Origin of the sequence: Bradyrhizobium sp. CIR18, assembly GCF_014198295.1 — a bacterium.
Classification (GTDB): Bacteria; Pseudomonadota; Alphaproteobacteria; order Rhizobiales; family Xanthobacteraceae; genus Bradyrhizobium.
In genome coordinates, this window is the sequence record NZ_JACIHF010000019.1 from 57,292 (window position 1) to 71,272 (window position 13,981).

The following is a 13,981-nucleotide window of genomic DNA, read 5'->3' on the forward strand; positions in this document are numbered from 1 at the left end:
AGCCAAATGAGCAGACGCCTGATTGGCAAAGTGGCTGGCGGTACGGCGATCATGGTCGTCGTCTCCGCCGGTCTGGCATTCGCACCGTCGGCGCACGCGGAGGATTTCTTCTCGGCGCTGTTCGGTGCGTTCGGAGGGCGGCCTCCACAGATCCGGACGCCGTTCCCGAACGATGACATGCCGCGCTACGATGTCCCCCGGCAACGCGCCGCCTATGGCGGCGGCACGGCCTATTGCGTGCGCGGCTGCGACGGCCGCTACTTCCCGGCGCAGGGCAATGATGCCGAGAGCAAGGCGCAATCCTGCAAGAGCTTCTGCCCGGCGTCGGAGACCTCGCTCGTCTATGGCGGCAACATCGACGACGCCACGACCGACAAGGGAAAATCTTATTCCGAATTGCCCAATGCGTACCGCTATCGCAATGAGATTGTCGCGGGCTGCACCTGCAACGGCAAGGATCCGGTCGGGCTTGCGCAGGTCAAGGTCGAGGACGATCCTACCCTGCGCAAGGGCGATATCGTCGCCGGCGCCGATGGCCTGGTGGTCGCCAGCCGCAATGCCAACGACCGCCGCGGCGTCGCGATGAATTTTTCGCCGCTGCCGGAATCGGTGCGCGCCAAATTCCGCCAGGTGCCGGTGGTGGCGAAGGAGTAGGGCGGCGGCTTCACGTGGGGCCCAGCGCTCCCGCCTCAATCTCCGCTTTCAGCCCGGACAAGCGAAGCGCAGATCCGGGATCCATAACCACAGGGAGGAGTTACGGCACGAGCCGGCAACCACGAGTCTTCGCCAAACTACTCCCTGTGGTTATGGATCCCCGCGTTCGCGGGGATGACACCGGAGGTGTAGGGGCAGCTTCTATCTAACCAATGTTACGCCGCGCGGATCTTGCCGAGGAAGTCGCTGACCTCATGGCCGAGCTGGCGGCTCTGGCTCTCCAGCATCTCGGAGGCCTGCTTCACATTGTCGGCGGCTGCGGCGGCAGCGTCCGCATCGGCTTTGACGCCGGTGATGTTGTCCGAGACGTTCTTGGTGCCCTGCGCCGCGAATTGCGTGCTGCGCGTGATCTCCTGCGTCGCCGCACCCTGCTCCTGCACGGCGGCGGCAATGGCGGTCGCCACTTCGTTCACTTCGCCGATGATGCCGCCGATGGTCTGGATCGCGTTGATGGCGTCGCCGGCGACTTTCTGGATGTCGGCGATCTGCTCGGAGATCTCCTCGGTCGCCTTCGCGGTCTGGCTTGCCAGCGACTTCACTTCGGAGGCGACCACGGCAAATCCGCGGCCGGCTTCGCCGGCGCGCGCCGCTTCGATGGTGGCGTTGAGCGCGAGCAAATTGGTCTGCGCCGCGATGGTGTTGATGAGGCCGACCACCTCGCCGATGCGCCCCGCCGATTGCGCCAGCCCCTGAACGGTGCTGTCGGTCTCGCGCGCCTGCGTGACGGCGCGGCTGGCGATGCCTGCGGCATGGGCGGCCTGCTGGCTGATGTCGTTGATTGAGGCCGAGAGCTCCTCGGCGGCGGCGGCGACGCTGTCGACGCTCATGGAGGCGTCGTTGGAGGCCTTGCCGGCGACCTGCACGCGGTCGTTGGTCTGGCGCGACACGGCAGAGAGGTCGCCCGAGGTCTTGCGCATCTCGCCGGAGGCTTCGCTCAATTCGCCCAGCGTCTTGCGCACTGCGCCCTCGAACTCGCCGACATAGGCCTCGACGGCGCGCTGGCGTGCGGCAGCGCCCGTATTGCGCTCGCGTTCCTGCTCTTCGATCTTGAGCTTGTCGGTGGCCTGCTGCTTGAAGGTCTCCAGCGCGCCCGCCAGTGCGCCGATCTCGTCCTGGCGATCGAGATAGCCGCTGTCGACGGCAAGGTCGCCGCCGGCGACCTTCAACATGGCGTCGCGGATGGTGTTCAGGGGATGGATCACGCGGCGGCTCACGAGCATGACAGCGCCGACGGCAAGGCCGATGGCGAGCGCCAGCAATCCGAGCTGCACGATCAGCGCGCGCTGCGCGGCGCCGCGCTGCTCCAGCGTATGGACCTTGGCGGCGTCGAGGGCGGCTTCCGCCACGGTGACAGCGCTGGAAAGGCGGCCGACCGTGAGCGGGCTCCATTGGTTGGCGGTCATCTCGGCCTTCTCGCCCTTGACCAGCGTGTCAGCGAGGCGGTCCCGCAGGGTCAGGTATTGCGGCTCGAAATAGGCGGTCTTGGCCGCGGCCATGGCGGAGACGAGCGCGGGCGGCAACTGCATGCCCGAGGCTGACAATTCCAGCGCCTTCCACGTCGCCGACGTGCCGCCGACATGCTGGGTGTAGTTGTTGCGGGCTTCCGGTGTGATCTTGCCAGCGGCAAGACCGGTCGAGACGACCAGCGAAGCTTCGCCCGCGGTGTTGCGGAGCAGCCAGGCGTTCTGCTTGATCGACAGCAATTGGTCGATCACGGGGTCCTGGTGATTGACGGTGGCGGCCAGGACGTTCGACAGCTTGTCGAGCGTTTCGAGCAGGCCGCCCGTCGTCTCCATATATTCCTTCGGCAGACCGGCACGACGCTGATCCCTGGGCTTGGCCATATCCGCCCAGAACTGTTTCTGCTCTTCGGTCAGGAGCTTGTGGAGGCGCGCGAGCTCCGGCACCAGCGTGGCCGATTGCGGGAAGTCCATGACCGGCAGCAGTTCCAGCGCGCGTGCCATTGCGGGCATCTCGGTGTCCCGGATCGCGCGCAGATATTTCTCGATCTCGGCATCCATCGGTTCGGCCGAGCTGAGGAGCCGTGTCGTGGTCGAGCGGTCGGTGCGCAGGCTGTGCATCGCCTTGAACAGATCGGCGGATGCGTCGGCGGTCTGCGAGATGCGGTTGGCGGTCTTGAGGCGATCCCAGGATTCATAGGCAGTGAGCGAGAGCGCGAGCACCACGCAGGCCGACGTGATCGCGATCACCGCCTTCAGCAGCGCGGATACGGTCAGACGATTCAGCATCGAAGTCCCCCAATTCCCATTGCAAAACTCAAGAAGACGCCCGGCAACATCGACAAACGGGGGCGCGGCAGATCGGCAATCGCATGCCGTTTGCGGCTCAGAGCGCAAACGGTCCTCCGATCTGAATGCAAAAGGGTAAAATTTTAGGCAGGCCGTCCGATCGTAGAAGTACGTATTTACTAGAAGTTGCAGTGGGTTGCCGCGATGGAACCGGTGCGGGAGACAGGCGTTAGGATGGTGGTCGCAATTTGCCTGAAGGGGGTCTCGCGATGCTGGTGGGCGTACTCGTCACTTTTCTCGTCGTTATTCTCGTCCTTTATCTCATCAACATGCTGCCGATGGACGGCCGCGCCAAGCAGATCGCGCGCGTGGTCGTCATCATCATCGGCATCGTCTCGCTGCTGAAATATCTCGCGGTGTTCTAGCAAGGGATCATAGCCCGGATGAGCGAAGCGACATCCGGGCTGCCGCTCCTAGACAAAAAAGCCCCGGCTTTCGCCGGGGCTTCGTTCGTGCCGCTTTAGTGCAGCGATTTCAGCCAGTCGTCGACATCCTGACGAACCTGGTCCTTGGCCTTGCCGTAACGTTCCTGAAGCCGGCCCTCGAGCTGCTCGCGGCGTCCCTCGATCAATTGGAGGTCGTCGTCGGTGAGCTTGCCCCACTTCTCCTTGGCCGATCCCTTGAACTGCTTCCAGTTTCCTTCGATCCGATTCCAGTCCATGACCATCTCCCAATGGTTGATGGCACGACAACGCGAGGCGCGTGCAGCCTGTTCCGCGCCGCGCCGCGACGTTTCGCCCAACAAAAAAGCCCCGGTTCGCGCCGGGGCTTTTGACGTTTCTGTGACTTTCGCTCAGCCGTTCGCCTTGGCCTCGCGGCGGCGCGCGGTAAGAATGTATTCGGTGTAGCCGTTCGGCTGCTCGCGGCCTTTGAAGATGAGGTCGCAGGCGGCCTTGAAGGCGACGCCGTCGAAGGCGGGCGCCATCGGCTTGTAGATGGCGTCGCCGGCGTTCTGCTTGTCGACCACGACCGCCATGCGCTTGAGCGATTCCATCACCTGCGCCTCGGTGATCACGCCTTGGTGCAGCCAGTTGGCGAGATGCTGGCTGGAGATGCGCAAGGTGGCGCGGTCTTCCATCAGGCCGACGTCGTGGATGTCGGGCACCTTGGAACAGCCGACGCCCTGGTCGATCCAGCGCACGACATAGCCGAGGATGCCCTGGCAGTTGTTGTCGATCTCCTGCTTGACGTCATCGGGCGCCCAGTTCGACTTCGACACCGGAATGGTGAGGATGTCCGAAAGCTTTGCGCGCGGTCCGCCTTTGGTGAGCTCTTCCTGGCGAGCGATCACGTTGACCTGGTGGTAGTGCAGCGCGTGCAGCGTGGCCGCGGTCGGCGAGGGCACCCAGGCGGTGGTGGCGCCGGCCTGCGGATGGCCAAGCTTCTGTTGAAGCATGTCCGCCATCTTGTCGGGGGCAGCCCACATGCCCTTGCCGATCTGGGCATGGCCGGGCAGGCCACAGGTCAGGCCCATGTCGACGTTCCAGTCCTCATAGGCCTTGATCCAGGCCTGCGCCTTCATCTCGTTCTTGCGGATCATCGGGCCCGCTTCCATCGAGGTGTGGATCTCGTCGCCGGTGCGGTCGAGGAAGCCGGTGTTGATGAACATGATGCGCTTGGAGGCGCGCTGGATGCAGGCCTTGAGATTGATGGTGGTGCGGCGCTCCTCGTCCATGATGCCGACCTTGAGCGTGTTCTCGGGCAGCGACAGCATCTTCTCGATGCGATCGAAGATCTCGCAGGTCAGCGACACCTCGTCCGGGCCGTGCATCTTCGGCTTGACGATATAGGCAGATCCGGTGCGGCTGTTCTTGACCTTCGAATTGCCCTTGAGGTCGTGGATGGCGAGCAGGCCGGAGACGGCGGCGTCCAGAAGGCCTTCCGGAATCTCCTCGCCCTTCTCGTCCAGCACCGCGTCGGTGAACATGTGGTGACCGCAATTGCGCATCAACAGCAGGCTGCGGCCGTGCAGCTTCACTTCGCCCTTGCCGTCCGGCGTCTTGTAGACGCGGTCTGCGTTGAGCGAACGCGTCAGCGTCTTGCCGCCCTTTTCGAAGTCAGCCGACAGCGTGCCGTTCATCAGGCCGAGCGTGTTGCGGTAGACCAGCACCTTGTCCTCGGCATCGACCGCGGCGACCGAGTCTTCCATGTCCAGAATGGTGGAGACCGCGGCCTCCATGATCATGTCGGCGACGCCGGCGGGATCGTCCTTGCCGATCGCGCTGCTGCGGTCGATCTTGACCTCGACATGCAGGCCGTTGTTGGCGAGCAGCACGGCCGAGGGCGCAGCCGCATCGCCCTGAAAGCCCGCGAATTGCGCCGCGTTCTTCAGTGCGGTGGCATTGCCGCTCTTCAGCTTCACCGCGAGCTGGCCCGCGACGACGCTGTAGGCGGTGACGTCGGTATGGCTGCCGGTTGCGAGCGGCACGGCGGCGTCGAGGAACGCCTTGGCCTTGGCGATCACCTTGTCGCCGCGCGCCTTGTTGTAGCCTTTGCCGCTCTCGGCAGCGTCATGCGGGATCGCGTCGGTGCCGTAGAAGGCGTCATAAAGCGAGCCCCAGCGTGCGTTCGCCGCGTTGAGTGCATAGCGCGCATTGGTGAGGGGCACGACGAGCTGCGGGCCGCAGATCTTGCCGATTTCCTCGTCGACATTGGCGGTCTCGACCTTCTGCGTCGCCGGCTCCGGAACGAGATAGCCGATCTCCTTCAGGAAGGCGGTATAGGCGTTGAGGTCGAACGCCTTGCCCTTGTTGGCACGGTGCCAGTCGTCGATCTTGGCCTGCAACGTGTCACGCACCGCCAGCAGCGCACGGTTCTTCGGCCCCAGATCCCTGATGATGGCGGCAAGCCCGGCCCAGAACGCATCCGGCGCGATCCCCGTTTTCGGGGCCGCTTCCTTGGCGATGAAATCAAACAGGACGGGAGCGATCTTCAATCCGTGGGCGTCGACGCGTTTCATGATGGGCTTTCTTGTTGGAAATTGCTGTTTTTGGCTGCTTTTGACCCGACAGCAGCAAAATGCGCCCATAGGGGGCGGCTTTCGGGGCCCTATTAGCCCCAAAACCAGGGCGGTGAGAAGACCCCCAAGGGTTTGTCAAAATGTCAAGAGGAGGTGTGGGCCCCACGCACCGGTGTCATTCCCCGCGAAAGCGGGGAATCCAGTACGCCGCAGCTTCTCCGTATCCCAAAGCTGTCTCTGGAATACTGGGTCGCCCGGTCAAGCCGGGCGACGACAGCGGGGAATAGGGCGGCCCTAGATATTGGCGGCGAGGTCCACGGCCTCGTCGAACAGCACGCCCGTTGTCTTCAGCATCTGCTCGATCTCGTCAGCCGCCTCGGCGACGGTCCGCGTCGAGGTGTCGATCACGAGCTCGGCTGCCTGCGGTGCTTCGTAGTCGTTACCGATGCCGGTGAACGACGCCAGCGCGCCGGCGCGAGCCTTCTTGTAGTGCCCCTTGGGATCGCGATCCTCGCAGACCTCTGCCGGCGTCGCGACATGGATCTCGCGGAACGCGGTGTCGGCGATGCGGCGCGCCGCGGCGCGGTCCTCGCGCGCGGGCGAGACCGCGGCGACGATGGCGATATGGCCGTTACGTGCGAGATGCGTTGCGACTTCGGCAAGGCGGCGGATGTTCTCGCTGCGATCAGCAGTGGAGAAGCCGAGATCGCTGTTGAGCCCGGCGCGCAGCGTGTCGCCGTCGAGCAGGATCGGCGAGCCGCCATTGGTGAACAGCCTCCGCTCCAGCGCCTTGGCGAGCGTCGACTTGCCCGACGCCGGCAAGCCGGTGAGCCAGACCACGGCGCCGTTGTGCTGATAGCGCGCGGAGCGTTCGTCGGGGCGAAGCGCGGATTCCACTGGCACGATGTCCACCGGCAAGGCGCGCTGGCCGGCATCGACCGACAGCACCAGACCGCCACCGGCGATGCGCCCGGAGACTTCGATCACGAGACGGCCGGTGCGCGGATTCTCGGTGTAGGGATCGGTGGCGATCGGATTGGACAGCGAGATGTCGATCTCGCCGACATGGTTGCGTCCGATCGCCTTGTTCTCGCTGCTCGAGAGCTCGCCGGGATCGACCGCCTTCTCGATCGCCACGACGGTGGCGCGGCTTTCCTTCGGCCCGCAGCGAACCAGCAGCTGGTCGCCCTTGGCGAGCGGCTTGTCGTGCAGCCAGAAGATACGCGCACGCAGCCGGCGCGTCTCGCGCGGGGCGCTGCCGGCATGCGCGACGATGTCGCCGCGCTCGATGAACAGTTCGCGGTCGAGCGTGATGCCGACCGAGCGGCCCGCGCCCTGCCGTCCCGCAACCGGCGTCGCCGGCCAGCTCTCGACCGTCTTGATCTTCGCGATCTTGCCGGCCGGCATGATCACGATCTCGTCGCCGGCAATGAGGCTGCCGGACTCGATACGGCCCGCCACGATGCGGCGGTCGTCGAACTTGTAGATCGCCTGCACCGGCAGCCGCAGCGCCAGCGCTTCCAGCGGCCGCGCCGGTTCGAGGGCGTCGAGCGCCTCGACAACCGTCGGGCCCCTGTACCAGGAGATACGGTCGGTGCGCATCGCAACGCCGTCGCCGTCGCGCGCGGAGATCGGGATCACGGCCGTGGGCTTTACGCCGAGGCCGTTCAGATGCGCGGAGATCTCGTCGCTGATCTCCTTGAAACGCTCTGCGGAGAAGTCGACGCGGTCCATCTTGTTGACGACGATCGCGACCTGCTTCACGCCGAGCAGATGCAGGAGATAGCCGTGCCGCCGTGTCTGGTCGCGCACGCCTTCGAGCGCGTCGATGATCAGCACCGCGCCGTCCGCCTGGGAGGCGCCGGTGATCATGTTGCGCAGGAATTCGGCGTGGCCGGGCGCGTCGATCAGAACGATGTCGCGCGAATTGGTGCGGAAGCGGATCTGCGTGGTGTCGATGGTGATACCCTGGTCGCGCTCGGTCTGCAGCGCATCGAGCAGGAACGACCATTCGAACGGCATGCCGCGCCGCGCGCTGACGGCTTTGAGCATTTCGAGCTTGCCGTCGGGCAGGCTGCCGGTCTCGTGCAGGAGGCGGCCGACCAGCGTCGATTTGCCGTGGTCGACGTGGCCGACGATGACGATGCGGACCTGCGGACGGGTGGTGCCGTTCGGAGTGGCCGGCGAAGTGGGAGTGACGATCATGTTCATATCGCGCTCGCGTCCTGAGATCAGAGATAGCCGGCGACGCGCAGGCGCTCGAAGGCGTCCTCGGTCTCGTGGTCGAGTGCGCGGCCGGCGCGCTCCGGCACCTTGGTCTGCTCGAGCTCGATCAGGATCTCGTCGATGTTGGACGCGGTCGATGCGACCGGATTGGTGATGTCCTGATCCCCCAGCGAGCGATAGCGCTTGCCGTCCTTGGCGAGATACAGCGGGATGATCGGGATGTTCTCGCGCTTGGTGTAGGCCCAGATGTCGGCCTCGGTCCAATGCAGGATCGGGTGGATGCGCAGATGCGCGCCCTGCGGCGGCGAGGCGTTGAAATGGTCCCAGAACTCCGGCGGCTGGTCGCGCACGTCCCAATTGCCTTCCAGGCCGCGCGGCGAGAACACACGCTCCTTGGCGCGCGTCGCCTCCTCGTCGCGGCGGATGCCGGCGATCAGGCCGTCAAAGCCGAATTTGCCGAGCGCCATCTTGAGGCCTTCGGTCTTGCGCGCAGCGGAGCGGGCGGCCGGCGGCAGCGTCGGATCGACGGCATCGATGGGCGGGCAGGGCTCGACGCGCAAATCGAGATCCCACTCTTTGCCGTAGTGATCTCGAAAGCGGTACATCTCCGGAAACTTCTTGCCGGTGTCGACATGCAGCGCCGGGAACGGCACGCGGCCGAAGAACGCCTTCCGCGCCAGCCAGATCATGACGTTGGAGTCCTTCCCGAGCGACCACAGCAGCGCGATCTTCTTCAGCCGGGCGAACGCCTCGCGGAAGATGTAGATGCTCTGCGCCTCGAGCTGGTCGAGATGGTCCATGCTGGGGGCAAGGTCAGCAGAAAATTCTTGCGTGCGTGCGCGCTCGGCCGGGGCCGCGCTGCTCAGTCCGCTCGCTGCGGAATCGTCCTTGAGAAGATGCATCTCTGCCACTTTGCGTTTGGAGGCGAAAATTCTATAGTTGCGGTGCGGAAGAGAAGAAAAAATTTTCTCTTTGCGCGCTCGAAACGACACATATATAGAAAATAATTCCAGTCAACCCCGGATGTGGGGGAAGCGAGTTATCGCATGCGGTTCTTGCCGGTGTTTCTCGATCTCAAGGCCGGTCCGGTGATCCTCATCGGCGCGGGTGAGCTTTTGCGTGCCAAGCTGCGCGTGCTCTCTGCCGCCGGTGCGCGCATCCGCGTGCATGCGATCGACGGCAATCATGAGCTGGGCCTGAACTCCGGGGATGCGGCGCGTATCGAGATCGCGTCGGGCGATCCGCTCACTGCCGATCTCTCGGGAGTCATCGCCGTCGTCTGCGCAGGCGCGGGTGATGTCGGCGTGGCGATGTCGGTTCGCGCCAAGGCGCTCGGCCTGCCCGTCAACGTCATGGACGATCTCGAACATTCCAGCTTCATCTTTCCCGCGATCGTCGATCGCGGCGATGTCGTGGTCGCGGTCGGTACCGGCGGCACTTCGCCCGTCGTGGCACGGCGCGTGCGGGAGAAGATCGAGGCGCTGCTGCCGGCGCGTATCGGCGAGCTCGCCGAGTTCATCGGCGGCTTTCGCAAGTCCATCAACGAGCGCATCACCGAGTTTTCGCTGCGCCGCCGGTTCTGGGAGCACGTCATCGACGGCCCGATCGGCGCCGCCGTGCTCGGCGGCCGTAGGAGCGAGGCGGATGCTGCGCTCAAGGCAATTGCCGATCCCTCCGAATTCGCGCGTGCCGAAAAGCCGGAAGGCTCGGTCGCGCTGGTTGGCGCCGGTCCTGGCGATCCCGATCTTCTCACCATCAAGGCGCTGCGCGCATTGCAGGATGCGGACATCGTCTTCCATGACGAGCTGGTCTCGGGCGAAATTCTCGACCGCATCCGCCGCGACACCACGCGCGTTCCGGTCGGCCGCCGCGTCGGCAAGCCCGGCATCGGCCAGGACGCCATCAACAAGCGCATGATCGAAGCGGCGCAAGCCGGCCAGCGGGTGGTGCGGCTGAAGGGCGGCGATCCCTTCGTGTTCGGCCGCGGCGGCGAAGAGGTTGAAGCCCTGCGCGCGGCAGGTGTCGCCTATTCGATCATCCCCGGCATCACCGCAGGGCTCGGCGGCGCCGCCGATTTCGAGGTGCCGCTCACTTATCGTCATGAAGCGACCCGCATCACCTTCCTCACCGCGCACAAGGCGCGCGATGCGGAAATCGTGGACTGGTCGACGCTGACCGACACCAAAATGACCGTCGTGGTCTACATGGGCATGACCGCCGCGCCCGCAGTGCGCGCCGGCCTGTTCGCCGCCGGCCGTTCGCCGGAGACGCCGGTCGGCGTGTTCGCGCGCGTGAGCCGTCCCGATGCGCAAGGCGCGATCGGCACGCTGCGCGATCTCCCCGAACTGGTGCGGCGGGTCAGCGGCGGTCCCGCCATTCTCATCATCGGCGAGGTGGTCCGGCATGCCGGTTCCCTTCGTCGCGAAACCCCAAAGCAAATCATCTCTGACCTATTGGATGCAGCCGAATGACCTCGCCGCTTGAACAGAAGAAGATCAAGATCGCCGGCCCCTCGATCGTGACCGCCAACCGGACCTGGGACGGCATCGTGGTTTATCGCACCAACGCCAAGAGCTGGTCTGCGGACCTGTCGGAAGCTGCGATCGTGCGCAACTCCGACGAGGCCAAGGCGTTGCTTGCGGAGTCCGTCGCCGATGACGTCGGCGCGATCGGTCCCTATATCGCCCCGGTGCAGGTCGGCGCGGATGGCAAGATCGAACCCGGCAATCTGCGCGAACAGATCCGCCGCACCGGTGTGACCATCGGACAGTCGGCCCAGGTTTAAGGCGCTTTCTTATGTATGCTTACGACGAAATCGATCGCACGCTCGTCGACGAGCGCGTCTCGGAGTTCCGCGACCAGGTGAAGCGGCGCCTCTCCGGCGAGCTCACCGAGGACGAGTTCAAGATTCTGCGCCTGCAGAACGGCGTCTATCTGCAACTGCACGCCTATATGTTCCGCGTCGCGATCCCCTATGGCACGCTGGCGACGAACCAGCTGCGGGCGCTCGCCCATGTCGCGCGCAAATATGACCGCGGCTATGGCCATTTCACCACGCGGCAGAACATCCAGTTCAACTGGATCAAGCTCGCCGAATTGCCGGACGCGCTGGAAGATCTCGCCAAGGTCGGCATCCACGCGATGCAGACCTCCGGCAACAACATGCGTAACGTCACCTCGGACCAGTGGGCCGGCGTCGCGCCCGGTGAGATCGAGGATCCCCGCATCTGGTCGGAGCTGATCCGCCAGCACACCACGCTGCATCCGGAATTCTCGTTCCTGCCGCGCAAGTTCAAGATCGCGATCACCGCGTCGGACCACGACCGCGCCGCGATCAAGATCCACGACATCGGCCTCCGCCTGATCAAGAACGAGAAGGGCGAGACCGGCTTCGAGGTGCTGGTCGGCGGCGGACTTGGCCGCACGCCGTTCATCGCCAAGACCATCAAGCACTTCGTGCACGGTCGCGATATCCTCAGCTATATCGAGGCCATCCTGCGCGTCTACAATCAGTATGGCCGCCGCGACAACATCTACAAGGCGCGCATCAAGATCCTGGTCCATGAGCTCGGCATCGAGAAGTTTTCCCGCGAGGTCGAGGAGGAGTGGCAGCACATCCGCAACTCCTCGCTCCAGATCGACGACGAGGTGATCGAGGACATCCGTTCGCGCTTCTCCTATCCTCCTTACGAAAAGCTGCCGCACATGCCGGACGAGCTGCGGCAGGCGGCGGCCGATCCCGACTTCGAAGCGTGGCGCAAGAACTCGGTCTCTCCGCACAAGAACCAGGGCTATGCCATCGTCACGATTTCGCTGAAGCCGATCGGCGCGCCTCCGGGCGATGCCACGGCGGAGCAGATGGATGCGCTGGCCGATCTCGCCGACAGATATTCCTTCGGCGAAATCCGCGTCGGCCACGAGCAGAACCTGGCGCTGCCGCACGTCGCCAAGCGTGACCTGCCGGCGCTGTGGAAGGCGCTCGACAAGCTTGGCCTCGCGACGCCGAACGTCAATCTGATCACCGACATCATCGCCTGCCCGGGTCTCGACTATTGCTCGCTGGCGAATGCGCGCTCGATCCCGATCGCGCAGGAGCTGACGCGGCGCTTCGCCAACCACGAGCTCGCCAACCTGATCGGCCGGCTCCACATCAACATCTCCGGCTGCATCAACGCCTGCGGCCATCACCATGTCGGCCATATCGGCATTCTCGGCGTCGAGAAGAACGGCGAGGAGGTCTACCAGATCACCATTGGCGGCCGTGCCGACGAAAATGCTGCGCTCGGGAACCTGATCGGACCGGGCGTCAAGTTCGACGAGGTCGCCGACGTCGTCGAGGACATCGTGGAAGCCTATCTGGCGCTGCGCGAGCGGCCCGAAGAGCTGTTCATGGACACCGTGAAACGCCTCGGCGTCGAACCCTTCAAGGAGCGCGTTTATGCCACTCGTTAACGGCGGAAAGATCACGGGCGACAGTTTCGTCAAGCTGGCCGTCGACACGCCGCTGCCCGAGGGCGGCGACATCCTGGTGCCGGCCGAGCGCTTCATCGGCGAGGCCGATGCGCTGCTCAAGCGCGCGGGCAAGGTCGGTGTGATCTGGCCGAACAACCGCGACATCAGCGAGCTCGTGCCCTATCTCGGCAAGATCGCCGTCGTCGCGCTGGTGTTCCCGACCTTCCGCGACGGCCGCGCCTACAGCCAGGCCCGCCTGCTGCGCGAGCGCTACAATTACCGCGGCGAATTGCGCGCCACCGGCCAGGTGCTGCGCGACCAGTTCGTGTTCATGCTGCGGGCCGGCTTCGATTCCTTCGACGTCAAGAAGCAGGCCGACGCGGAAGCCTTCATGCAGACCGCCAAGCGCTATTCGGTGTTCTACCAGCCGACCGGCGATGGCCGCATCACGGCCTTGCACCGGCGCATGCAGCTGCGCCATTCCGAGGGCGTCGGCACGTGAACGCGATCGCGCCTCAGGTTTCGCCGACGTCCGCCTCTGCGCTGCCGTCTGCGGACGAACTCGATCGCGCGCTGCGCGATGCCTCGCCCGCGGAGATCGTCGCCGCGGCGCTGAAGACGGTCGGGCGCGAAAAGCTTGCGCTGGTGTCGTCGTTCGGCACGGAATCGGCGACGCTGCTGAAGGTCATGGCGGACGTCGACCCCGCGATTCCCGTGGTCTTCCTCGATACCGGCTGGCTGTTCGAGGAGACGCTGGCCTATCGCGATACGCTGATCGCGACGCTTGGCCTGAAGGACGTCCGCTCGATCAAGCCGGCCGAAGAAACACTGTCGCGTGACGATCCCGATCGCGATCTCTGGTTCTCCGATCCCGATGCTTGCTGCCGCATTCGTAAAGTCGAGCCGCTGGCGCGGGCATTGAAGCCGTTCTCGGCCTGGCTCAACGGCCGCAAGCGCTTCCAGGGCAACGCGCGCGCCGACATTCCGGTGGTTGAAGACGATGGCGTGCGGTTGAAGTTCAACCCCTTCGCCAACGTCTCGCGCGAGGAACTGGAGGCCATCTTCGTCCGCGCCAAATTGCCGCGTCATCCACTCGCCGCCTCCGGTTTCCTGTCGGTTGGGTGTATGCCTTGCACGAGCAGAACGGCCGAGGGTGAGGATGAACGTGCCGGTCGCTGGCGCGGCCGGGCCAAGACAGAATGCGGCATCCACACGATGAAGACTTCGTAGCACAGTCACGCTGCCACGCTGCGAACAAGAAAATCCGGTTTCGTTGACTTAAGCGCGTTTCGCCGCGAGTTTCGCCTGCCTTCGCTGACAC

Annotated in this window: 12 protein-coding genes; 7 read left to right on the forward strand and 5 right to left on the reverse strand. The window is 64.8% G+C overall.

From position 1 onward, the window contains the following. The first annotated feature begins 6 nt into the window (after positions 1 to 6). Positions 7 to 654, forward strand: a complete 648-nt coding sequence (locus GGD65_RS35500) for a DUF2865 domain-containing protein (protein WP_183238230.1) — start codon at positions 7 to 9, stop codon at positions 652 to 654. Between the two features lie 215 nt (positions 655 to 869). Here the strand turns inward: GGD65_RS35500 and GGD65_RS35505 are convergent, their stop codons facing one another. Further along, complete coding sequence (locus GGD65_RS35505; RefSeq protein WP_183238231.1) at positions 870 to 2,963, reverse strand: methyl-accepting chemotaxis protein; 2,094 nt, start codon at positions 2,961 to 2,963, stop codon at positions 870 to 872. A 269-nt stretch (positions 2,964 to 3,232) separates the two neighbouring features. Between GGD65_RS35505 and GGD65_RS35510 the strand changes: the two genes are divergently transcribed. Next, entirely contained in the window at positions 3,233 to 3,388 is a 156-nt protein-coding gene (locus tag GGD65_RS35510) for a Thivi_2564 family membrane protein (protein ID WP_007599832.1), read from the forward strand. A 95-nt stretch (positions 3,389 to 3,483) separates the two neighbouring features. Here GGD65_RS35510 and GGD65_RS35515 read toward each other — a convergent pair whose 3' ends face one another. The 4 genes from GGD65_RS35515 to cysD form a co-directional block, all read right to left on the reverse strand. After that, on the reverse strand, positions 3,484 to 3,684 hold the full coding sequence (locus tag GGD65_RS35515; protein ID WP_008546815.1) for a CsbD family protein: 201 nt from the start codon (positions 3,682 to 3,684) through the stop codon (positions 3,484 to 3,486). A 132-nt stretch (positions 3,685 to 3,816) separates the two neighbouring features. Next, on the reverse strand, positions 3,817 to 5,982 hold the full coding sequence (locus GGD65_RS35520; RefSeq protein ID WP_183238232.1) for a malate synthase G: 2,166 nt from the start codon (positions 5,980 to 5,982) through the stop codon (positions 3,817 to 3,819). A 294-nt stretch (positions 5,983 to 6,276) separates the two neighbouring features. Further along, the gene (gene cysC, locus GGD65_RS35525) at positions 6,277 to 8,193 is read right to left on the reverse strand and encodes an adenylyl-sulfate kinase (protein ID WP_183238233.1); all 1,917 of its coding nucleotides are present in this window, start codon (positions 8,191 to 8,193) and stop codon (positions 6,277 to 6,279) included. Between the two features lie 20 nt (positions 8,194 to 8,213). Continuing rightward, positions 8,214 to 9,008 carry a sulfate adenylyltransferase subunit CysD gene (gene cysD, locus GGD65_RS35530; protein WP_026202064.1) on the reverse strand — a complete coding sequence of 265 codons (795 nt, stop codon included), beginning with the start codon at positions 9,006 to 9,008 and terminating at the stop codon, positions 8,214 to 8,216. A gap of 246 nt (positions 9,009 to 9,254) precedes the next feature. On the opposite strand from cysD, the gene cysG reads away from it, so the two are divergent. The 5 genes from cysG to GGD65_RS35555 are packed head-to-tail and all read left to right on the forward strand — an operon-like array spanning position 9,255 to position 13,890. Beyond that, positions 9,255 to 10,679, forward strand: coding sequence for a siroheme synthase CysG (gene cysG / locus GGD65_RS35535; protein ID WP_183238234.1), 1,425 nt, complete (start codon positions 9,255 to 9,257; stop codon positions 10,677 to 10,679). Then, positions 10,676 to 10,993, forward strand: a complete 318-nt coding sequence (locus GGD65_RS35540) for a DUF2849 domain-containing protein (protein WP_183238235.1) — start codon at positions 10,676 to 10,678, stop codon at positions 10,991 to 10,993. Before cysG ends, GGD65_RS35540 begins: the two co-directional genes overlap by 4 nt. 11 nt (positions 10,994 to 11,004) lie before the next feature. Beyond that, a complete protein-coding gene (locus GGD65_RS35545; protein ID WP_183238236.1) occupies positions 11,005 to 12,660 on the forward strand; it encodes a nitrite/sulfite reductase in 1,656 nt (551 codons plus the stop codon). Next, on the forward strand, positions 12,647 to 13,162 hold the full coding sequence (locus tag GGD65_RS35550; RefSeq protein WP_183238237.1) for a DUF934 domain-containing protein: 516 nt from the start codon (positions 12,647 to 12,649) through the stop codon (positions 13,160 to 13,162). Before GGD65_RS35545 ends, GGD65_RS35550 begins: the two co-directional genes overlap by 14 nt. Then, the gene (locus GGD65_RS35555; protein ID WP_092254429.1) at positions 13,159 to 13,890 is read left to right on the forward strand and encodes a phosphoadenylyl-sulfate reductase; all 732 of its coding nucleotides are present in this window, start codon (positions 13,159 to 13,161) and stop codon (positions 13,888 to 13,890) included. The genes GGD65_RS35550 and GGD65_RS35555 overlap by 4 nt, the downstream gene beginning before the upstream one ends. The last annotated feature ends 91 nt before the right edge of the window (positions 13,891 to 13,981 follow it).